The sequence below is a fragment of the Conexibacter sp. S30A1 genome, from assembly GCF_023330665.1.
In the GTDB taxonomy this organism is placed as follows: Bacteria; Actinomycetota; Thermoleophilia; order Solirubrobacterales; family Solirubrobacteraceae; genus Palsa-465.
Genome location: NZ_CP097127.1, coordinates 191,868 through 210,277, shown reverse-complemented (window position 1 = coordinate 210,277; position 18,410 = coordinate 191,868). Strand labels below are relative to the sequence as shown.

Genomic DNA, 18,410 nt, shown 5'->3' with positions numbered 1-18,410 from the left:
AGGCTACCCGCCCGGGGTCTCAGAGAGCAGCGACGGCGGGTCTATCGCGCGGTAGGCAACCGGCACGCCGTCGGTGACCTTGTCGATCTCGTAGTAGGTGGAGGAGATCTCGCCGTCGGCGCTGTCAAAGCCGTAGGTCTGAAGCGCGGTCGAAGCCAGGTTTCCGATCAGGTTCTCGAGCACCGCGTGGCGGCTGTCTGTGCTCGCGCCGATCTCGGAGATCGCCGCTAGCACGAGCCGTCCGGCCAGATAGCCGTAGTAGCCGTCGGCAGTCGCGCTCGCGTGTTCGGCCGCGCGGTAGATGCGCGCAAAGCTGCGGCCCCCGATGTAGTCGTCGACCGGACGCAGCGGCGTTGCGCAGTAGAGCGCGTTTGCAACCTTGAGCGGAACGCCTCCGCGGGCCTGCTCGCTCCAGCTCCTGTTACAGAGGCCACTGGTTCCAAAGATCGCGGAACCCACAGGCAGCTGCGCGTTCAACGCCTCGGTGAAGGCGACCGCGCTGCGCGTGACCCGCCCGGTCAGCGCGAAGCAGTTGACGCCGTGATCCCGCAGCGCGACCGCGTAGCTGTAGTAGTTCTTGACGTCCGTGCCGGGCGCTGCCGTGGCCTCGAACGTTAGTCCGTACAGGGGAGCGGTCCGCTGGATGGCAGCCACCAGTGGCGCTGCGCTGACGCCACCGCCAAAGGCCGCCGCAGCCAGGTGCGTGCAGCCGGTGTCGTGCTTGAGGAAATCCGCAATCGCGGCGGCCTCGACAACGTCATCTGGTATCAGCCTCAGCAGGGTCGGGCCGCCGTGGGGATAGAACCGCCCAGGTTCACCAGCCGCGGTGACGCCGGCAACCCTGTCGGTCAGCCCGGGGTAGCCGCTGCCCGGTGTGAGCTGCACGATGCCAGCCTGGTTGAGGATCGGCAGCGACAGCTCGGTGGCGCCGGAGTCGAGCTCACCGATGTAGGCAACGGTCTCGGTGTTGCGTGCGGCGGCCACGGCGTTGTCCACCGTGGCTGTCGCCCGCCAGTTGGTTGCGGGCACGTAGTGACGGGTCTTGGCCGCCGTGAGGCGGCCGCGTCCGGTCGTGCTCGCGCTGGCGGTGGTGGTCACACGCCGCAACGAGTCAGAGAGCGCCCGATAGACGACGCGGAAGCGACCGGCACGGTGGTGGGCCCGCGCGAGCGCGAGCCCGATGCCGCGCTCGATCTGCAGAGACGCCTGCCGTTGTGGGCCACTGAGCGGAAGGCTTGAGTAGATCACGAGCGTCTGGCGAACGTGACGCTTGGCGGCTGTGCGAGGGGTCCTGGGCGGCGCCGCCCGGCGGGCCGGGGCAGTGGAGCCGCAGGCGGCCAGCAACAGAGCGCAGCAGATTGCCAGCAGCCCCGCGCGTCCCACGGCTGTCGCTCAGCCCTGCGGCGCCGCCGCGAACGGGACCAGTCGCCCGCCGCGCACGCGGGCGAACACAAAGGCGTTGAGGTTGCTGTTGCCGGCGCTGTCAATCGAGTAGCTGCCCAGCAGCGAGGAGGCGTTGCGCTGGGCGAGGAACTCCTTGACATCGGCGGTGCGGTCGTTGGCGGCGGCGCCCTCGCGCGCGAGCACGTGCAGCAGCGCGCTCATCGCCGCGTAGCCGAAGATCGCCTCCACGTTCGGGCTGTGGTGGTAGGCGAGGCGGAAGGCGGCCAGGTACGCCCGGCCGGCGGCGGTCAGGTCCTTGGGCAGGTAGCCGGGGATCGAGACGTAGACGCGCGGCGCCACGGTCGGTGAGAGCAGGGAGGCGAAGGAGCCGAAGTTCAGTGACGATGGCCCAAAGAGCTTGGCGCTCGGAGCCTGCGCGCCGACGCGATTGAAGTAGCGCGCGGCGGTGGCAGGCGTCTGCGCCGCATAGAAGATCGCCCCGGCAGCCGCCGGCGAGTGCGTGACCGTGATGCCCGCGCCATGCGCGTCCGCGGCGACAGCGTCGGCCAGCGCGCGCCCGTAGTCGCTCGAGTCACTTGCGACATACACGCTTGAGATGCCCAGCGCGCGCATCTCGGCGACCTGGGCCCGCGCCTCCTCGCTGCCGCTCGGCACCAGGCGCGCGAACGTGCGCCCGTAGGTGCTCCACGACTCGAAGAAGCTCTTGGGCCCGCCGCTCACCGCCGGCGTGCTGGTGCTGAGCTCCAGGGCGTTGTCGGTGGGGCTGACCTGCAGAACATCCAGCGCGTTGGTGATCCCGACCGTCTGATCCGAGGTACCGGGCTCGATCTCTCCCATGTAGGCGATCGTGCTCGGGTCGATGATCGCCGCGCGGGCGTTGTCGGAGAGCTGCGCAGCTGAGTCGGTCTGGAGCTGGAGCTTGAAGTCGTGGACCTGACCGTGGCCGGCGGCGAACGCGAGCTTCTCGGCGTCAACCACGTCCAGCGCCGCGGGGTTGCTGGCGATGTCGTGCGGCTCGCTGACGAAGATCGTGAGCGTGCGACCGGTGACGGTGACCGCCGTGCTGGCGGACGAGGAACTCGAGCTGGTGCCGCAACCGGCGATGGCCAGCGCCGCCAAGCCGGCGGCGCCCGCAGCGGCAAGCGCCCGCGGTCGTCTGCGCACTAGCGGTCTTTCCGCGAGAGGTACGGCAGCACGTTGCGGACCGCGGTCACGACCAGCACCAGGACGACGCCGATGATCGCCGCGTCAAAACCGGACACGGTGCCCATGCCCCAGATCACGATCCAGACGACCAGACCGAAAGTTGCGGTGACTACGAGTCCCATCGGCGCACCATGCTAGCCGAGTTGGCGGCCGCTGGCGTCAAGCCGCCAGCGCTGCGGCGAACTCTGCGACCAGCGAGCGCACCTCACCAGGCGCCTCGCCGGCGGCTCGCACCAGCCGCGTGCCAACGATCACGCCGTCGGCGCCGGCAGCGGCCGCGGCTGCCGCCTGTGCGGGCGTGCCGATTCCGAAGCCGAGCGCAACCGGAACCTCGGAGTGGGCGCGCACACGCGCGAGGATCTCGGGCAGGCCGGCGTCGCTTTCATCACGCTCACCCGTCGTCCCGGTGACCGAGACGGTGTAGACGAACCCGCGGGCGGCGGCGCCGATCCGCGTCAGGCGCTCGTCGGGCGTGGTGGGGGCGACCAGGGGCACCAGCGCCAGGCCACGGGCATCCAGCAGCTCGCGGATCGCCGGCGCCTCCTCGAGCGGCAGATCCGGCACGATCAGGCCGCTGGCGCCGACCTCGGCGAGCAGATCGGCGAAGCGCTCCAGTCCGCGCGCGAGGATCACGTTCGCGTAGCACATGACCACGACCGGCACGTGCTCATCCACCGCGCGCACGACGCTCAGCGCGTCGGTGACGTTGGCCCCGGCCGCGAGCGCCGCCACGTCCGCGGCGTGGATCACCGGGCCGTCGGCCAGCGGGTCGGAGAAGGGTATGCCGAGCTCGATCAGATCGGCGCCGCCGGCGACATAGTCGCGCGCGATCTCGCGCGAGCGCTCGAGGTCCGGGTAGCCGGCCATCAGGTACGGCATCAGGGCCGCGCGACGGCCCTCAGCGCGCGCGGACTCGAAGGCGGCGGCGATCCGCTCCGCACCGCTCATGGCAGCGACCCCGCTCACAGCTTCGCGATCACCTCCGCCAGATCCTTGTCGCCACGACCGGAGAGACAGACGATGTCAAGCTCGCTGTCGGGATTGTTGAACAGCCAGGCGAGCGCGTGCGCGCTCTCGAGTGCTGGGATGATCCCCTCCAGGCGCGCCACACGCGCGAACGCGTCGAGCGCCTCACGGTCGGTGATGGCGGTGTAGGTTGCGCGCCCCTGGTCGCGCAGCCAGGCGTGCTCCGGGCCGCTGCCAGGGTAGTCGAGCCCGGCCGAAATCGAGTGCGCCTCGAGGATCTGGCCGTCCTCGTCCTGCATGATCGCCGAGTAGGAGCCGTGCAGGATGCCGCCGCTGCCACCGGGACCACCAACGGTCAGCGGCGCACCATGCCGGCCGGTTTCGATCCCCTCCCCCGCCGGCTCGACGCCGATCAGCCTCACCTCGGTGTCGGGCACGAAGGGTGTGAAGATGCCGATCGCGTTGGAGCCGCCGCCGACGCAGGCGATCACCCGCTCGGGCAACCGTCCGGTGAGCTCGAACACCTGTGCTCGCGCCTCGTCGCCGATCACGCGCTGCAGGTCGCGGACGATCGCCGGGTAGGGCGCCGGGCCGGCGGCGGTGCCGAGGATGTAGTGCGTGTCGGTGACGTTGGTGACCCAGTCACGAATCGCGGCCGAGACCGCCTCCTTGAGCGTGCGCGCACCCGCCTGCACGGGCATCACGGTCGCGCCGAGCAGCTCCATGCGCTGCACGTTGGGCTGCTGGCGGCGGATGTCCTCGGTGCCCATGTGCACGACGCACTCGAGGTCGAGCAGCGCGCAGGCGGTGGCGGTGGCGACGCCGTGCTGGCCGGCGCCGGTCTCAGCGACGATCCGCCGCTTGCCCATGCGCTGGGCCAGGAGCGCCTGCCCGAGCGCGTTGTTGATCTTGTGCGCGCCGGTGTGGTTGAGGTCCTCACGCTTCAGGTAGACCGGGTGGCCAACCTGCGCGCTGAGCCGCTCCGCCAGATACAGCGGCGAGGGCCGCCCGACGTAAGCCTGCAGCAGGCCACGCAGGCGTGCCTGGAAGCGCTCGTCGTCACGGGCCTCGAGCCACGCCTGCTCGAGCTCGGCGAGTGCCGGCATCAGCGTCTCGGGGACGTACTGGCCGCCGTAGGGACCGAAACGGTGCTCGATACCTGAGCTCATGCGGCCTCCGGCGCTGCCGTGGCGGCCACCGCATCCGCAAAGCGGCGCATGAGCTCGTGGTCCTTGCGACCCGGAGCAGACTCGACGCCGCTTGCGACATCGACCGCGAACGGCCGCACCGCCGCGATCGCGGCGGCGACATTGTCCGCCGTCAGCCCGCCGGCCAAGATCAGCGGCACCTTGCGCCGACCGCCGACGAGCCCCCAGTTGAAGACCTCGCCGGTCCCGCCGGGCGCGCCCGGTTGGTGCGAGTCCAGCAGGTGAAAGTCGGTGCGGTAGGCCGCGAGCGCCTGGATGTCGGCGCCGCTGCGCACACGCGCAGCCTTGATCACGCGGCAGCCTGTACGTCGCGCCGCCTCTGCACAGAAACGCGGCCCCTCGCGGCCGTGCAACTGCAGGATCGTGAACTCCACCGCCTCGGCGGCGGCCGTCAGCTCCTCAAGCGTCGGTTCGACGAACACGCCGACCACCTCGCAGCGGCGCTTGAGCGATGCGGCGAGCTCGGCAGCGCGGTCCAGCGGGACCGCGCGCGGCGAGCCGGGCCACATGATCAGGCCCACCGCCCAGGCGCCGAGGGAGACCGCCAGCTCGGCGTCGGAGGCGCGCGTGATGCCGCAGAACTTGATCCGGGTGGCGCTCATTGAGCCGATCCTAGAAGGGTTCGCGTCGCAGCCTCAATGTCGGCGGCGCGCATCAGAGCCTCGCCGACCAGCACCGCATCGACCCCCGCCCGCTCGAGTCGCTCAAGCTCGCCATGCTCGCGAAAGCCGGACTCGGCCACCAGCAGCGCACCCTTGGGGACGGCTGGCGCGAGCTCGATGGTGCGCTGCACATCCACCTCGAGCGTCGTCAGGTCGCGGTTATTGATGCCGATGATCGCCGCGCCCAGCTCGCCGGCCACGGCCAGCTCGGCGCGCGAGTGAACCTCAACGAGCGCCGCCAGACCGAGGGCGCCGGCGAGCGCGTGCAGACGCTCGAGCTGGTCGAGCGGCAGCGCTGCGACGATCAGCAGGATCGCGTCGGCACCGGCGGCCAGCGCCTCGTGCACCTGATAGGCGTCGACGATGAAGTCCTTGCGCAGGACGGGCAGCGGCGAGGCTGCCCGCGCCGCAGCGAGGTCGGCGAGACGGCCGCCGAAGCGCAACTCCTCGGTCAGCACCGACAGTGCGCGCGCGCCGGCGCGCGTGTAGGCGCCCACCACGTCGGCGAGCTGCAGGTCGGCACGGATCACCCCCGCCGACGGCGAGCTGCGCTTGTGCTCGGCGATCAGCGAGATCCCGGGGCGCCGCAGGGCCCCGGCGAAGTCCCGGATGGCGTCGATCTGACCACGGCCGGCTCGCCGCTGCTCGCCGGCCTGCTCGAGCGCCGCCAGCGGCACGGACTCAGCGCGGCGGGCGACCGCGGCGCGGGTGTCGGTCACGATCTGCTCGAGCACGTTCACGGCTGGGGCGCTCCCGGCGCAAGCGCCTGGGTGAGCGCCGCGAACTCCTCGAGCTTGGTGGCGGCGGCACCGGAGTCGAGTGCGCGCTGCGCGAGCGCCACACCCTCGGCGAGGCTCTCAGCGCGACCACCTGCGTAGATCGCCGCCCCCGCATTGAAGACGGCCAGGTCGCGGGCGGCCCCCGGCTCGCCTGCGAAGATCCGCCGGGCGGTCTGGGCGTTGGCCTGCGCGTCACCGCCGGGCACGGCGTCCGCCGGGTGGCGTGGCAGGCCGACATCCTCTGGGATGACCGTGTAGTTATCGATCCGTTCCTCGCGCACCTCGACTACACGCGTGGGAGCGGAGATGCTGAGCTCGTCCAGCGAATCCTCGCTGGAGACCAGCAGCGCGTGATCTGAGCCCAACAGCGCCAGCGCCCCGGCCAGCTTGTCGAGCTTGGCGATGTCAGAGACGCCGAGCAGCTGGCGCCGCGCGCCGGCGGGGTTGGTCAGCGGCCCGAGGAAGTTGAAGGTGGTGCGGACCTTGAGCTCCTTGCGGACCTTCACCACACGGGCGCTGGCGGGATGGTGGTAGGGGGCGAACATGAAGCCGAAGCCGATCTCGTCGATGCAGCGACCCACCGCCTGCGCATCCAGGTCGATGCGCGCGCCCAGCGCCTCCAACACGTCGGCGGAGCCGGAGAGCCCGGTTGACGAGCGGCTGCCGTGCTTGGCCACCGTGCAGCCGGCGGCGGCGGCGATCAACGCTGCAGTGGTCGAGACGTTGAAGGTGGTGCGCCCCCCGCCGGTGCCGGCGGTGTCAAGCAGGTCCTCGCCGCGGGTCGGCACGAACGCCGCCAGGGCGCGCATCGTGCGCGCCAGCCCGGCCAACTCCGGGACCGTCTCCCCCTTTACGCGCAGGGCGATCAGAAAGCCGGCGATCTCAATGTCCGTCGCCTCGCCCGCCATGATCTCGGCGAGCGCCTCGGCAGCGTCGGTCTCGCTGAGATCCTGCCCGTCGGCCAGGTGGTCGATCGCTCGCGTCAGAAGCTCGCTCATCGCGTCTGATCCACGAAGTTGGCAAGCAGCTCGCGGCCGTGCTCGGTGAGCACCGACTCGGGGTGAAACTGCACACCCTCGGCCGGCAGCTCGCGGTGGCGGACGGCCATCACCACACCGTCGCCGGTGGCGCTGCACTCGATCAGCTCTGGCAGAGCCGGGTCGACCACCAGCGAGTGGTAGCGGCCCACCTCGAGGTCCTGTGGCAGCCCGCTGAAGATCGTGCGCCCGTCGTGCTCGATCCGGGATGTCTTGCCATGCACCGGCGCGTGGCGGACGACGCGTCCGCCCCATGTCTGCACGAGCGCCTGGTGGCCGAGACAGACGCCGAGCGTCGGGATCCGCGCGGCGGGAAAGCTTCTGAGCGCTTCCAGGCTGATGCCGGCGTCGTCCGGTGTGCACGGGCCCGGGGAAACCACGAGCCGGTCGTAACCCCGTTCAAGCAGCTCCGTGACGGTCGCTTGATCGTTGCGGACCACATCGATCTCATGCGCTGGCGTCCTGAGCTCGCCGAGGTATTGGACGAGGTTGTAGGTGAAGCTGTCGTAGTTGTCGATCACGAGGATGCGCATCGACGCTCACTCCCAGTCCGGCTGCGCGAGCGCGGTCTCGATCGCCTTGATCAGAGCCTTTGACTTGTTCACCGATTCCTCATACTCATTCTCAGGCTTCGCGTCGGCCACGGTACCGCCTCCGGCCTGGACATGGACCCACCCGTCCTTGATCACCGCGGTGCGGATGTGGATGCAGGTGTCAAGGTCGCCGCCATAGCTCGCGTAGCCGATCGCGCCACCGTAGCCGCCGCGTTTGACCGGCTCGAGCTCGTCGATGATCTGCATCGCCCGGACCTTCGGGGCACCCGACAGGGTGCCGGCGGGCAGCACGGCGCGCAGCGCATCCAACGCGCGGACACCGGGGCGCAGCGTGCCGCTGACGTTGGAGACGATGTGCATCACGTGGCTGTAGTGCTCAACGAGCATCAGGTCGTCGACGTGGACCGAGCCGTACTCACAGACGCGGCCGATGTCGTTGCGGCCGAGGTCCACGAGCATCACGTGCTCGGCGCGTTCCTTGGGGTCGGCGAGCAACTCGCGCGCGTAGCGCGCATCCTCCTCGCTGGTTGCGCCGCGCGGGCGCGTGCCGGCGATCGGGGTGGTGCTGACCCGCCGGCCACTGACGGTGAGCAGCGGCTCAGGGCTGGCGCCAGCCAGCTCGAAGTCGCCAAAGTCGAGGTAGTACATGTACGGCGACGGGTTGACGGCCCGCAGGCCGCGGTAGATCGAGAAGCCGCTCACCGGCGAGCGCGCCGACCAGCGCTGCGAGGGCACCACCTGGAAGACGTCGCCCGCATGGATGTAATCGACGATCCGCGCGACGTTTGCCTCGAAGTGCTCGCGCGTCATGTTCGACCGGAAGTCCGGCGCTGTGCGGTCGCTGGCATCTGGTCCAGGCGCCGCCCGTGGCAGCGGGCGCGCGAGGATCTCGCGGATCGCCGCGACCTTCGCGCGCGCCGTGTCAGGCTCGTCTCCAGGGTGTGCGACGGCCGTGACGGTGTGCTTGAGGTGGTCGAAGGCAAGCAGGGTGTCGGTGAAGATCAGCGCCAGGTCCGGCAGCCCGAGCGTATCCGGACGCGGCTCGCCGAGCGGCTCGACGGTGCGCACGAGGTCGTAGGCGAACATGCCCACGGCACCGCCTCCGAACGGTAGCTCAACCCCCTCCGGCTGGCGGGTCGCGACGCGGTCAAGCTGGGCTTGGACCAGAGCGTAGGGATCGCCTGGATCGCCAAGCGACCAGCGCAGCACCTGCCGCGGTCGGTGGCCGATGAAGCTGAAGCGCCCGGCGCGGCCCTGTTCGGCGGACTCGAGCAGGAAGGCGGGTTCGCCCGGCGCGGCGGCACGCAGCTTGAGGAACGCCGACACCGGCGTCTCAGTGTCCTCGATCCAGGTCTCGGTCAGTGGTGCAGCGGCGTCCATGGCAGCGGCCTGCGGCTTCAGGCGCGGCGCTCGTCGAGCACGCGCTCGGCGTCCGCCAGGGTCAGGGAGCGGCTCGCCAGCAGCACCGTCAGGTGGTAGAGCACGTCGGCGGCCTCGTTGGCGACGCGTTCGTCGCTCTCTTCCCGCGCCGCGCGTGCCACCTCCTCAGCCTCCTCCTGCACCTTCTCGCCGATGTGGACCGGGTCGGCCAGCAGCGTCGCCGTGTAGGAGCCGGAGGGAGCGGCGGCGCGCCGCTCGGCGACGGTGCGCTCAAGCCCGGGCAGCACCTCGAATGGTGCCTGTGTGCGCGGCGCGCCGGGCTCGGGCTCACCCCGGTAGAAGCAGGAGCGCGCGCCGGTGTGACAGGCGGGACCGGCCGGCTCCACGAGCGCGAGCAGGGCGTCGGCGTCACAGTCGTAGCGCAGCGCACGAAGGCGCTGGACGTTGCCCGAGGTGGCGCCCTTGTGCCAGAGCTCCTGCCGTGAGCGACTGAACAGGTGCATCTCGCCGGTGCGCTGCGTGAGCTCGAAAGCTTCGGCGTTCATGTAGGCGAGCGTCAGAACCTCACCGCTTCGCCAATCCTGGATGATGCACGGGAGCAGGCCATCCGCGCCGAAATCAAGCTCTGAAGCGACCATGATCGCAGAGTCTATGGGCCCGCGCCTCAGCGCGGCCGTTCCATGGCGACGCGGTTACGACCCGCGCGCTTGGCGTCATAGAGCTTCGCGTCCGCACGGCTCAGCATGCCCGAGGGCTCGCTGCCAGCGCCGCCGCGCTCGATCGCGACGCCAACGCTGATCGTCAGGTTGACCTGCCGCCCGGCCGCGGGCCAATCCCAGCCTGCAACCTGGGCCCGCAGCTGCTCGCAGCAGGCTGCCACCACCTCGGCTTGCAGCCGTGGCAGGACGAGCAGAAACTCCTCGCCACCGATCCGCGCCGCGAAGCCCCCATCGCCGCCGACTTGCTCGACGTGCGCGCGCAGGATCCCGGCGAGCTCCTGAAGCACCGCGTCGCCCGCGTCGTGTCCGAAGCGATCGTTGATCACCTTGAAGTGGTCGAGGTCGATGAGCGCAAGCGTCAACGGCTCGCCGGCGAGCTCACTCAGGCGCCGGGCCATATAGCGACGGTTGTAGAGACCGGTCAGCGGGTCGGTGTCGGCCAACGCCTCCAGCGCCAGCCGCTGCTGGCGCTCGACCTCGACGGCGTAGATCGCCTGCAGCGTGACCGCGTGCAGCTCGCTGCGGTCACTGCGATGACGATCAAGCAGCCGGTTTCGCTCACGCAGGCGCTCGTAGGCGAGCTTGTAGTCACCGTCGAGCGCCGCCAGCTCGGAGAGCTCGTCGAGCGTTGGCGCGATGGCCTCACTGACGCCCGAATCGCGTGCCAGCGCCGCAGCCTCAAGCGCCCGCTCGTGGGCAGCCTCGCGGTTGCCCCGCGCGCGCTCGATCTTGGCCTGTGTGAGGATGCAGAGCGACCTGGCGGAGGGCTCCACCAGGTCGATTGGGGCGGCGCTGACGGCCCGTGCGCTCACCTCGGCGGCGGCGTCGAGCTCGCCCGCCTCAAGCAGGCCGACGGCGATCGTGTCAAGCCACGCCGACGGGCAGCGGCCACCGAGGCGTTCATCGATCAGCCGGCGCATCTCGTACACCATCGCCACGCCGGCGCCACGGTGCTCGGGGTGCCCGGGGTGCTCCAACGCCGTGTAGGCGTAGTTGTTGAGCGTCGCCAGCAGCAGGACCGGCTCGTCAGCCACGCGCGCAAGCCTGACCGCCTCGTCGAAGGTCGTGTAATCGACGGTTCCCTGGCGCCAGTAGGAGGTGCAGACCGCGAGCGTCATCATGTGCTCCGCCTGCCAGTGCGGCGGGTCTCCGGGCGCGAGCAGCTTGACGGCCTCCTCGGCGGCGAGCAGCGCCTTGCCGGCTTCGGCCAGGCGGTCGTAGGTGGCTGCGAGCATACATTGCGCGCGCGCGCAGATCATGCGGTCAGCGTCCAGCTCAGCCTCGGTGAGCAGCCCCATCTGCAGCCGCAGCGCCTGCTCCACCTGGCCACGACGCCCAATCGCGTCCGAGCGCAACAGCTGTGCGCGCCGCACGCGCGAGATCAGGTTCGCTTCGGCCGCCCGCTGTTCGAGTGCGCCGGCCTGCTCGACGACACCGGCCGTGGTCAGATAGATGTCCACCTCGACGCGTCTGAACTCGGCGTCGAGCGCGTCCTGGCGCCGCAGCGGCTCAGGGTCCGGGTCTGCGACCGCCATCACCTACTCGATCCCCAGCCGATCGAGCACGCGCTCGTCGCCACGCCAGTGGCGACGCACCCGCACCTGCAGCGCCAGATGCACGCGGCCGCCGAGCTCACGCTCAATTGCGCGGCGCGCCCCAACACCAATCGCCTTGATCATTTGTCCGCCGGAACCGATCAGAATGCCCTTCTGCGACTCGGTCTCGACCAGCGCCACCGCCTCGATCCGCACCAGACCATCATCTTGGGAGATCGACTCGACCTCGACCTCGACCGCGTGCGGGACCTCTTCGCGGGTGCGCATCAGGATCTGCTCGCGGACCAGCTCGGCGAGCAGAACGGCCTGTGACTGGTCGGAGCGCTGCTCGGGCTCGTAGTAGAAGTGTCCGGGCGGCAGCAGTGAGACGAGGTGGGTGAGCAGCTCCTGCACGCCGCTGCCCGTGCGGGCGCTGATCGGGAAGATGGATTCGGCGACCCCCAGTTGCTCGGCAGCCTGCAGCACGGCCACAGCGCGTGCGCGGTCGACCAGGTCGAGCTTGTTGACCGCGATCACAACCGGTACCGGCGAACGCTCGAGCAGCCCGGCGATGAAGCGATCCCCGGGGCCGATCCCCTGCTCGGCGTTGAAGACCATGAGCGCGCCGTCGGCACCTGCGAGCTCGGACTCGACGCGGCGCTGCATCCGCTCGGTGAGCGCGTCCCGGGGGCGCTGAACCCCGGGCAGGTCCACGAGCACGAGTTGCCAGTCGGGACCGCCGGCCACCGCGCGGATCGCCCTGCGGGTGGTCTGCGGCTTGTCGGAGACGATCGCCACCTTGCTGCCCACGAGCGCGTTGGTCAGCGTCGACTTGCCGACGTTCGGTCGGCCAGCCAGCGCGATGAACCCGGCACGGGTGGCGTGCTCGGCGCTGTCGGTCGTGGCGCTCATCGCACCCAGCGCATCAGCTCGGCCTGGAGCGCGAGCATCTCGCCGTCGTCGGTCTCGTGATCCATGCCGGTGAGGTGCAGCGCGCCGTGCACCACGGCCTCGCGCAGATCGACGGTGTGCTGTGGGCAGATGAAGATGTCGCCGAGCTCGCGTGGTCCGGCGCTCGCGCCATCCTCGTCCACGCCAAAGGAGAGCACGTCGGTGGGCTCATCGATCGCCCGAAAGCGCCGGTTGAGCTCACGGATGCGCTCGGCATCGACGAACTCGACCGCCATGTGACCGCTGTCGATCCCGGCCGAGGCGAGCGCCAGCACACAGAGCTCGCGCACCTCGAGCGCCGTCGGCGCGCCGGCGGCGAGCACGTCCGCACCGATCACCTCAATGTCCAGCGGCTCGTCGCTCATCAGGCACGCCGGGCCGAACGCAGCTCCGGAGCCAGGCGCTGCGCGTGCTCGTCGTAGGCAGCGACGATCCGGCGCACCAGCTTGTGGCGCACCACATCCTCCTCACCGAAGCGGATGAAGCCGATGTCCTCGATGCCGTCGAGAATCTCCGCTGCAGCGCTCAGGCCCGAGGTTTGGTCGCGGGGCAGGTCAACCTGCGTGACGTCGCCGGTCACCACGACCTTCGAGTGCATCCCCAGCCGGGTCAGGAACATCTTCATCTGCTCCGGGGTGGTGTTCTGAGCCTCGTCGAGGATGATGAAGCTGTCGTTGAGAGTGCGACCGCGCATGAACGCGAGCGGCGCCACCTCAATCACGCCGCGCTCCAAATGCTGGCTGAACTTGTCCGCCTCGAGCATGTCGTGCAGCGCGTCAAACAGGGGCCGCAGGTAGGGATCAACCTTCGCCATCAGGTCGCCTGGCAGGAACCCAAGCCGCTCCCCCGCCTCGACCGCCGGGCGCGTCAGAATGATGCGGCTGACCTCGCGGCGCGCGAGCGCAGCGGCCGCGAGTGCGACCGCAAGGAACGTCTTGCCGGTACCGGCCGGCCCGATCCCGAAGGTGATCGTGTTGGTGCGGATCGAATCCACGTAGCGCTTCTGATGGACGGTCTTGGGTGCCACCTTGAGTGCCCGACCGCGCCAGATCACATCGTCGAGGATCGCGCCGGGGTCCTCCTGCAACGCGAGTGCGCGCACGACCGACTCGACCGTGGCGGGAGCCAGCTCATGCCCCTGGGCCACCAGGCCGCTCAGCTGCCGGACCACGTCCTGCGCGGCCGCGACCGCCTGCGGCTCGCCGTCCAGGGTCACCAGATTCCCGCGCAGGTAAAGGTCGCAGTCGATCTGCTCGGCGAGCGCCCGCAGGATCGCGTCGCCGCTACCGGCCAGCTCGGCGGCCACAGCGTTGTCCAACTCGATCTGCGTGCGCATCGGACCAGTCCGTCCCTATCTGCTCGTGCCGCTCAGCGCGGCTCTGACCGCCGCCGAAGCCCGCTTGCCGTCCACCAGACCACCGGCCCGGTCCATCACCAACCTCATCACCGGACCCAGGTCGGGGAGCCCCGTGGCGCCGGTCTCGCTGACTGCTGTTTCGACCAGCTCACTGAGCTGCGCGTCGGTCAGCTCGGGTGGCAGGTAGCGCGCGATCATCACCGCTTCGGCCTCTTCCTGCTGTGCAAGCTCCGGCCGGTTGGCGCGCTGAAACTGCGTGGCCGCCTCCAGCCTGCGCTTGTGCTCGCGGCGCAACACCGCGATCTCGTCCCCGCTGCCCTCCTTCGCATCACGCTGCAGCTCCGAGACCAGCAGGCGGAGCGCGGACGCGACATCACGCTCCCCCGCCTTCATGGCGCGGATGACGTCCTGACGCACCTGTTCGAGAATGCTCAACTGTGCTCAAAGGATAGGACGTGGGGCTGACGGCGCCCCGCCGCGATCCGCCATCCCCCGAACCTCTGGCAGTTGGACGCCGCTTGAGCTGATCCTCGCCTCGGCACGCTGAGAGAGGAGAGAGAGCTCTTGCGTGACGCCGGGACGAGGCTTTGGCTGGAGAGCGGTGCCGCCCAGAGGTTGGCCACCGAGGGATTGACGGATCGCGGAGGACTTCAGCAGCCCTTCCTGACACCTCCTGAGCGTGTGCCTGTGATGCACTCCACGTCGACAATGATCGCCCGCAGACACGCCATCCACAGTGGCCAACGGGCCAGAATGTTGGCCTTCGCGGCTATCCAGCGGTCGGATCGGGGCGGCCCGGCGCCTGTAACAGCAGCGCCGCCCAGCCGTCGCGCACCAGCCGCTGCCGCTCGCGGTAGCCGCGCTGGGCAAAGGCGCCACTGACCGGTTCGGCCTCGTGCTCGAGCAGGCCGCTGGCGATGATCTCAGCGTGCTCTGGCCCCGGCATCGCTCGGGCCCAGGCGAGCAGCAGCGGCGCGAGCAGGTTGGCAAGCACCAGCGGAGCAGGCGGCACCGGCTCGCTCAGCAGATCGAAGTGCCGCACCGCGATCAGCTCGGCAACCCCATTGACGGCGGCGTTCTCCGCGGTCGCCGCGACCGCGAGCGGGTCGTTGTCCAGGGCCAGCACCGGGAGGTGGCCGAGCCTGGCGGCGGCGATCGCGAGCACGCCGGAGCCGCAGCCGAGGTCGATCACGCCGGGCCCCTGGCGGCCGGCGGCAGGCCTGCGGTCGAGCAGCAGCTCCAGGCACAGGCGGGTGGTGGCATGGGCACCGGTGCCGAATGCCTGTCCTGGATCGATCACCAGATCGAGCGCGGTGGCCGGTGCCGGCTCCCAGGGCGGACGGACGCTGAGCCGGTCCCCGAGCACCAGCGGCCGGTGGAACTCCCGCCAGCGCACCGCCCAGTCATCTGCCAGCTCGCTGTGCTCGAGTCCGACCAGGGCACCGCCGAGGAGCCGACGCAGATCGCCGTCGCTGGGCAGCTCTTCACCGCTGCCATAGAACGCATACTCCACTGTCTGGGCGTTGAGGTCGGTTTCCTCGAGGCCGGCGGGTGCGAGCTCGAGCAGCGCGGCCAGCACCAGCTCGGCGTCGGCGCGCCGCACGCGCACCCCGAGCCTGCGCACGGCGGGCTACCTGTGGTGCAGGGCGCGGCGCAGCTTCGCGAAGACGCCCTCGTCGCTGTGCAGGTTCTCCTCGGTGAGGCTTTCGCTGAGCTGCTCGAAGAGCTTGCGCTGCGCATGGCTCAGGTTGCGCGGCGTGACCACGTTGATCACCACCCGCAGGTCGCCGTGGCGGCGACCGCGCAGCGACGGCATGCCCTGGCCGCGCAGCACAAGCGTGTCGTGCGGTTGGGTGCCGGCCGGCACCTCGAGCGGCTGGGCTCCGTCAAGGGTGGGAACCTCGACATGGACGCCGAGTGCCGCCTGCGGCCCAGAGATGTCCACGGCGGTCACCAGGTCGTCGCCATCGCGCACGAAGCGCTGGTCCTCGCGCACTCGCACCAGGACGTAGAGGTCGCCCGGCGGGCCGCCGCGCTCACCCGCGTGGCCGCGACCGCTGACTCGGATGCGCTGGCCGTCCGCGATACCGGCCGGAATGTCCACAGAGACCTTCTGGTTCGCGCTCACGCGCCCGCGGCCGTGGCAGGTTTGGCAGGGGCTGACCGCGACCTTACCCTCGCCGCCGCACTGGTCGCAGGTGGTGGTGCTCATGACCTGGCCGATGAGTGTCCGCGCCACCGTGCGCAGCGTCCCGGTGCCCTGACACTTCGGGCAGGTCTCGATCGGCGTTCCGGGCTCCGCGCCGTTTCCGTGACAGTGCTCGCAGGTCACCACCGCGTCGAAGCTCAGCTCGACGGGCGCACCATGGGCCGCCTCGACAAGCGACACCTCGGCGCTGACCTGGATGTCGGCACCCTGGATCGGGCCGCTGCGGCCACCGCCGAAGGCTCCGCCCAGACCGCCGCCGAAGAACGCCTCGAAGAGGTCCGACATCGATCCGAAGCTCTCGAAGTTGGGGGCGTAGCCACCGCTGCGCAGCCCCTCGTGCCCGTAGCGGTCATACGTCGCCCGGCGCTCTGCGTCAGACAGCACCTCGTAGGCCTCGGCCGCCTCCTTGAACTTCTCCTCGGCGGCGGGGTCATCCTTGTTCACGTCCGGGTGCAGCTCCCGCGCGAGCCGCCGGAAAGCCTTCTTGATCGTGGCGTCATCGGCGTCGCGTGGCACGCCGAGGACGTCGTAGTAATCCCGTCTGGTTGGTGCCTGGCTCATCGCTCGTCGTAGACCTCGCTGACGAAGCGCGACAGCTGGTTGGCGGCGTCGCGCACGACGCCGATCACACGCGGGTAGTCCATGCGCAGCGGTCCGATCACCGACACGGTCCCGAGGTTGCGCTGCGGCAGTCCGTAGCCGGCCGCCACCAGAGCCAGCGACTGCAGCGCGGGCTGGCGGTTCTCGGCCCCGATACGAACGCTCACCGACCGACCGCCGAGCGCCTCACGTAACAGGCCGAGCATCGCCACGCGGCGCTCGAGCATGTCCATCAGCGCGTTCAACTCGGTGATATCGCCGCCGCGGTCGAGCTCGAGCAGGTGCGCGGTGCCATCGATGTAAACGCAGTCCTGGGATGCGTCGGAGAGGTCGGTGAAGGCAGGCGCGAGCGCCGTCAGGAAGTCCCGCTCGGCGCGGGCCAGTGTCGGGTCCAACAGCCGCTGCATCAGCCTGCGGGCACCGAGCCCGGTGCCCACCAGCCGCTCGTTGAGGTAGGCGCTGGCCCAATCGGCGAGCCCGGTGTCGACCGGTTGATCGAAGCTGAAAAGGCGCTTGGTGACACCACCCGCGGAGGTGATGACGACCACCATCAGGACCTGCGGCTGCAGCGTGAGCACCTCGATGTGGCGGATCGTCGCGGTCTCGATCGCGGGCGCGGTGACGATCGCGAGCAGGCTGGTCACCTGAGAGAGGGTCTCGGTCGTGACTCGCATCGCCTCGTCGAGTTCGCGCCGCACAAGCGAAAGCTCGAGCGGCGGCTGCGGCGCACCGGCGGGCAGCAGGCGGTCAACGAAGTAGCGGTAGCCGGACTCGGTCGGAACCCGTCCCGCGGATGTGTGCGGGTGCTGGAGCAGACCCTCCGCCTCCAGCTGGGCGAGCTCGTGCCGGATTGTGGACGGCCCCCACTCAAAGTCGGCGGCAAGTGCCTTGGAGCCGACGGGCTGGCCGTCGGCGAGGTAGTCCTCGACAACCCTGCGCAAAACCATCTCTTGGCGTTCGCTCAGCATCACCAGGTGATTCTAGGAGCGCCCGGCGGCGGCTCAGCGGAGCAGCAGCTCGGCCTGCGCGTTGCGGACCAGGCGCGTGTCACCCTGGCGCGCCTCGAGCTTGACGCGCGCCCGCGCGTCGCTCACCGCCTGCACCTCGCCACTGACGACGATCTCCTGCTCGAGCCGGCCCATGCCGCGAAACTGGACGCTCAGCTCGGTGAGCGCCAGCGGGTCACCGCCGGCCGCATCGGTGGCGGCGCGTGCCACCTGTGCCATCGACCACAGGCCGTGCAGGATCCGCCCCGGCAGGCCGACCGACAGCGCGAACTGCTCGTCGATGTGGATCGGGTTGAAGTCCCCTGAGGCGCCCGCATAGCGGACGGTTGTGTAGCGGTCCGGGGTGACACGCAACTCGAACTGTTCGCCGACTTCGAGCCCCATCGTCGCTAATGCTCCTCGCCGCGAATGATCGTCGACCAGGTCCCGACGGCGGTCCGCTCGCCGCGCTGGTTCACGGACACCGTTTCGAAGGTGTCAAACCGCAGGCCGGCGCGCTCGCTGATGTCCTTGACGGTCAGGGTGGTGGTGATCTCATCACCGGCGAGCACCGGCTGCTGCCAGCTGAACGCCTGGCCGCCATGCACCAGATGGGCAAAGTCGATCTCGAGCTCGGGGTCAAAGAGCGCGGCCTGAAACAGGCTCGCGCAGTAGACCACCACGAACATCGGTGGCGCCAGCAGGTCGGCGTAGCCGGCTGCGCGGGCCGTGTCAAGGTCGTGATGCAGCGGGTGCTCAAACCCGGTCGCGGCAGCGTACTCGCGAATCTTCTCGCGACCCACGGCGTAGGTGAGCGGCGGGTAGCGCTTGCCGACCTTGTCGCTTGGGACGGACAT

The 18,410-nt window shown here is 70.1% G+C and carries 21 protein-coding genes; all 21 read right to left on the bottom strand.

Going from position 1 to position 18,410, the window contains the following annotated elements; genetic code table 11:
- Window positions 1-3 precede the first annotated feature (3 nt).
- Entirely contained in the window at window positions 4-1,383 is a 1,380-nt protein-coding gene (locus tag M3M54_RS01040; protein WP_249020338.1) for a hypothetical protein, read from the bottom strand.
- A gap of 9 nt (window positions 1,384-1,392) precedes the next feature.
- Window positions 1,393-2,568 carry a hypothetical protein gene (locus tag M3M54_RS01035; protein ID WP_249020337.1) on the bottom strand — a complete coding sequence of 392 codons (1,176 nt, stop codon included), beginning with the start codon at window positions 2,566-2,568 and terminating at the stop codon, window positions 1,393-1,395.
- Window positions 2,568-2,732, bottom strand: coding sequence for a hypothetical protein (locus M3M54_RS01030; RefSeq protein ID WP_249020336.1), 165 nt, complete (start codon window positions 2,730-2,732; stop codon window positions 2,568-2,570). Before M3M54_RS01030 ends, M3M54_RS01035 begins: the two co-directional genes overlap by 1 nt.
- Window positions 2,733-2,769: 37 nt before the next feature.
- Window positions 2,770-3,576: a tryptophan synthase subunit alpha gene (trpA, locus tag M3M54_RS01025; protein ID WP_249020335.1), complete on the bottom strand. Its 807-nt coding sequence runs from the start codon at window positions 3,574-3,576 to the stop codon at window positions 2,770-2,772.
- Entirely contained in the window at window positions 3,573-4,745 is a 1,173-nt protein-coding gene (trpB, locus tag M3M54_RS01020; RefSeq protein WP_249020334.1) for a tryptophan synthase subunit beta, read from the bottom strand. The genes trpA and trpB overlap by 4 nt, the downstream gene beginning before the upstream one ends.
- Window positions 4,742-5,386 (bottom strand): phosphoribosylanthranilate isomerase, encoded by a 645-nt coding sequence (locus tag M3M54_RS01015; RefSeq protein ID WP_249020333.1) that lies wholly within the window; start codon window positions 5,384-5,386, stop codon window positions 4,742-4,744. Before M3M54_RS01015 ends, trpB begins: the two co-directional genes overlap by 4 nt.
- Entirely contained in the window at window positions 5,383-6,186 is an 804-nt protein-coding gene (trpC, locus tag M3M54_RS01010) for an indole-3-glycerol phosphate synthase TrpC (protein ID WP_249020332.1), read from the bottom strand. The genes M3M54_RS01015 and trpC overlap by 4 nt, the downstream gene beginning before the upstream one ends.
- On the bottom strand, window positions 6,183-7,223 hold the full coding sequence (gene trpD / locus M3M54_RS01005) for an anthranilate phosphoribosyltransferase (protein WP_249020331.1): 1,041 nt from the start codon (window positions 7,221-7,223) through the stop codon (window positions 6,183-6,185). The genes trpC and trpD overlap by 4 nt, the downstream gene beginning before the upstream one ends.
- On the bottom strand, window positions 7,220-7,795 hold the full coding sequence (locus M3M54_RS01000; RefSeq protein WP_249020330.1) for an aminodeoxychorismate/anthranilate synthase component II: 576 nt from the start codon (window positions 7,793-7,795) through the stop codon (window positions 7,220-7,222). The genes trpD and M3M54_RS01000 overlap by 4 nt, the downstream gene beginning before the upstream one ends.
- Before the next feature lie 6 nt (window positions 7,796-7,801).
- Complete coding sequence (gene trpE, locus M3M54_RS00995; RefSeq protein ID WP_249020329.1) at window positions 7,802-9,196, bottom strand: anthranilate synthase component I; 1,395 nt, start codon at window positions 9,194-9,196, stop codon at window positions 7,802-7,804.
- 17 nt (window positions 9,197-9,213) lie between these two features.
- Entirely contained in the window at window positions 9,214-9,837 is a 624-nt protein-coding gene (gene hisIE / locus M3M54_RS00990; protein ID WP_371878630.1) for a bifunctional phosphoribosyl-AMP cyclohydrolase/phosphoribosyl-ATP diphosphatase HisIE, read from the bottom strand.
- Between the two features lie 23 nt (window positions 9,838-9,860).
- Complete coding sequence (locus tag M3M54_RS00985; protein WP_249020327.1) at window positions 9,861-11,450, bottom strand: diguanylate cyclase; 1,590 nt, start codon at window positions 11,448-11,450, stop codon at window positions 9,861-9,863.
- A 3-nt stretch (window positions 11,451-11,453) separates the two neighbouring features.
- Window positions 11,454-12,362 carry a GTPase Era gene (gene era / locus M3M54_RS00980; protein WP_249020326.1) on the bottom strand — a complete coding sequence of 303 codons (909 nt, stop codon included), beginning with the start codon at window positions 12,360-12,362 and terminating at the stop codon, window positions 11,454-11,456.
- Window positions 12,359-12,766: an rRNA maturation RNase YbeY gene (gene ybeY, locus M3M54_RS00975; protein WP_249020325.1), complete on the bottom strand. Its 408-nt coding sequence runs from the start codon at window positions 12,764-12,766 to the stop codon at window positions 12,359-12,361. The genes era and ybeY overlap by 4 nt, the downstream gene beginning before the upstream one ends.
- Window positions 12,766-13,737 (bottom strand): PhoH family protein, encoded by a 972-nt coding sequence (locus M3M54_RS00970; protein ID WP_249020324.1) that lies wholly within the window; start codon window positions 13,735-13,737, stop codon window positions 12,766-12,768. The genes ybeY and M3M54_RS00970 overlap by 1 nt, the downstream gene beginning before the upstream one ends.
- 15 nt (window positions 13,738-13,752) lie before the next feature.
- Window positions 13,753-14,193: a GatB/YqeY domain-containing protein gene (locus tag M3M54_RS00965; protein WP_249020323.1), complete on the bottom strand. Its 441-nt coding sequence runs from the start codon at window positions 14,191-14,193 to the stop codon at window positions 13,753-13,755.
- A 334-nt stretch (window positions 14,194-14,527) separates the two neighbouring features.
- Entirely contained in the window at window positions 14,528-15,382 is an 855-nt protein-coding gene (locus M3M54_RS00960) for a 50S ribosomal protein L11 methyltransferase (RefSeq protein ID WP_249020322.1), read from the bottom strand.
- A 6-nt stretch (window positions 15,383-15,388) separates the two neighbouring features.
- Entirely contained in the window at window positions 15,389-16,528 is a 1,140-nt protein-coding gene (dnaJ, locus tag M3M54_RS00955) for a molecular chaperone DnaJ (protein WP_249020321.1), read from the bottom strand.
- A complete protein-coding gene (gene hrcA, locus M3M54_RS00950) occupies window positions 16,525-17,535 on the bottom strand; it encodes a heat-inducible transcriptional repressor HrcA (protein ID WP_249020320.1) in 1,011 nt (336 codons plus the stop codon). The genes dnaJ and hrcA overlap by 4 nt, the downstream gene beginning before the upstream one ends.
- A gap of 33 nt (window positions 17,536-17,568) precedes the next feature.
- The gene (locus M3M54_RS00945; protein WP_249020319.1) at window positions 17,569-17,958 is read right to left on the bottom strand and encodes a MaoC/PaaZ C-terminal domain-containing protein; all 390 of its coding nucleotides are present in this window, start codon (window positions 17,956-17,958) and stop codon (window positions 17,569-17,571) included.
- Between the two features lie 5 nt (window positions 17,959-17,963).
- Window positions 17,964-18,410 (bottom strand): MaoC family dehydratase N-terminal domain-containing protein, encoded by a 447-nt coding sequence (locus M3M54_RS00940; RefSeq protein WP_249020318.1) that lies wholly within the window; start codon window positions 18,408-18,410, stop codon window positions 17,964-17,966.

What these genes read in the sequence shown, in the direction of transcription:
- M3M54_RS00970 (WP_249020324.1), bottom strand. Translation starts at nt 13,737, where the DNA reads ATGCGCACGCAGATCGAGTTGGACAACGCTGTGGCCGCCGAGCTGGCC.
- trpD (WP_249020331.1), bottom strand. Translation starts at nt 7,223, where the DNA reads ATGAGCGAGCTTCTGACGCGAGCGATCGACCACCTGGCCGACGGGCAG.
- dnaJ (WP_249020321.1), bottom strand. Translation starts at nt 16,528, where the DNA reads ATGAGCCAGGCACCAACCAGACGGGATTACTACGACGTCCTCGGCGTG.
- era (WP_249020326.1), bottom strand. Translation starts at nt 12,362, where the DNA reads ATGAGCGCCACGACCGACAGCGCCGAGCACGCCACCCGTGCCGGGTTC.
- M3M54_RS01000 (WP_249020330.1), bottom strand. Translation starts at nt 7,795, where the DNA reads ATGCGCATCCTCGTGATCGACAACTACGACAGCTTCACCTACAACCTC.
- trpE (WP_249020329.1), bottom strand. Translation starts at nt 9,196, where the DNA reads ATGGACGCCGCTGCACCACTGACCGAGACCTGGATCGAGGACACTGAG.
- ybeY (WP_249020325.1), bottom strand. Translation starts at nt 12,766, where the DNA reads ATGAGCGACGAGCCGCTGGACATTGAGGTGATCGGTGCGGACGTGCTC.
- M3M54_RS00940 (WP_249020318.1), bottom strand. Translation starts at nt 18,410, where the DNA reads ATGTCCGTCCCAAGCGACAAGGTCGGCAAGCGCTACCCGCCGCTCACC.
- trpB (WP_249020334.1), bottom strand. Translation starts at nt 4,745, where the DNA reads ATGAGCTCAGGTATCGAGCACCGTTTCGGTCCCTACGGCGGCCAGTAC.
- hrcA (WP_249020320.1), bottom strand. Translation starts at nt 17,535, where the DNA reads ATGCTGAGCGAACGCCAAGAGATGGTTTTGCGCAGGGTTGTCGAGGAC.
- M3M54_RS01030 (WP_249020336.1), bottom strand. Translation starts at nt 2,732, where the DNA reads ATGGGACTCGTAGTCACCGCAACTTTCGGTCTGGTCGTCTGGATCGTG.
- M3M54_RS00945 (WP_249020319.1), bottom strand. Translation starts at nt 17,958, where the DNA reads ATGGGGCTCGAAGTCGGCGAACAGTTCGAGTTGCGTGTCACCCCGGAC.
- M3M54_RS01015 (WP_249020333.1), bottom strand. Translation starts at nt 5,386, where the DNA reads ATGAGCGCCACCCGGATCAAGTTCTGCGGCATCACGCGCGCCTCCGAC.
- M3M54_RS00985 (WP_249020327.1), bottom strand. Translation starts at nt 11,450, where the DNA reads ATGGCGGTCGCAGACCCGGACCCTGAGCCGCTGCGGCGCCAGGACGCG.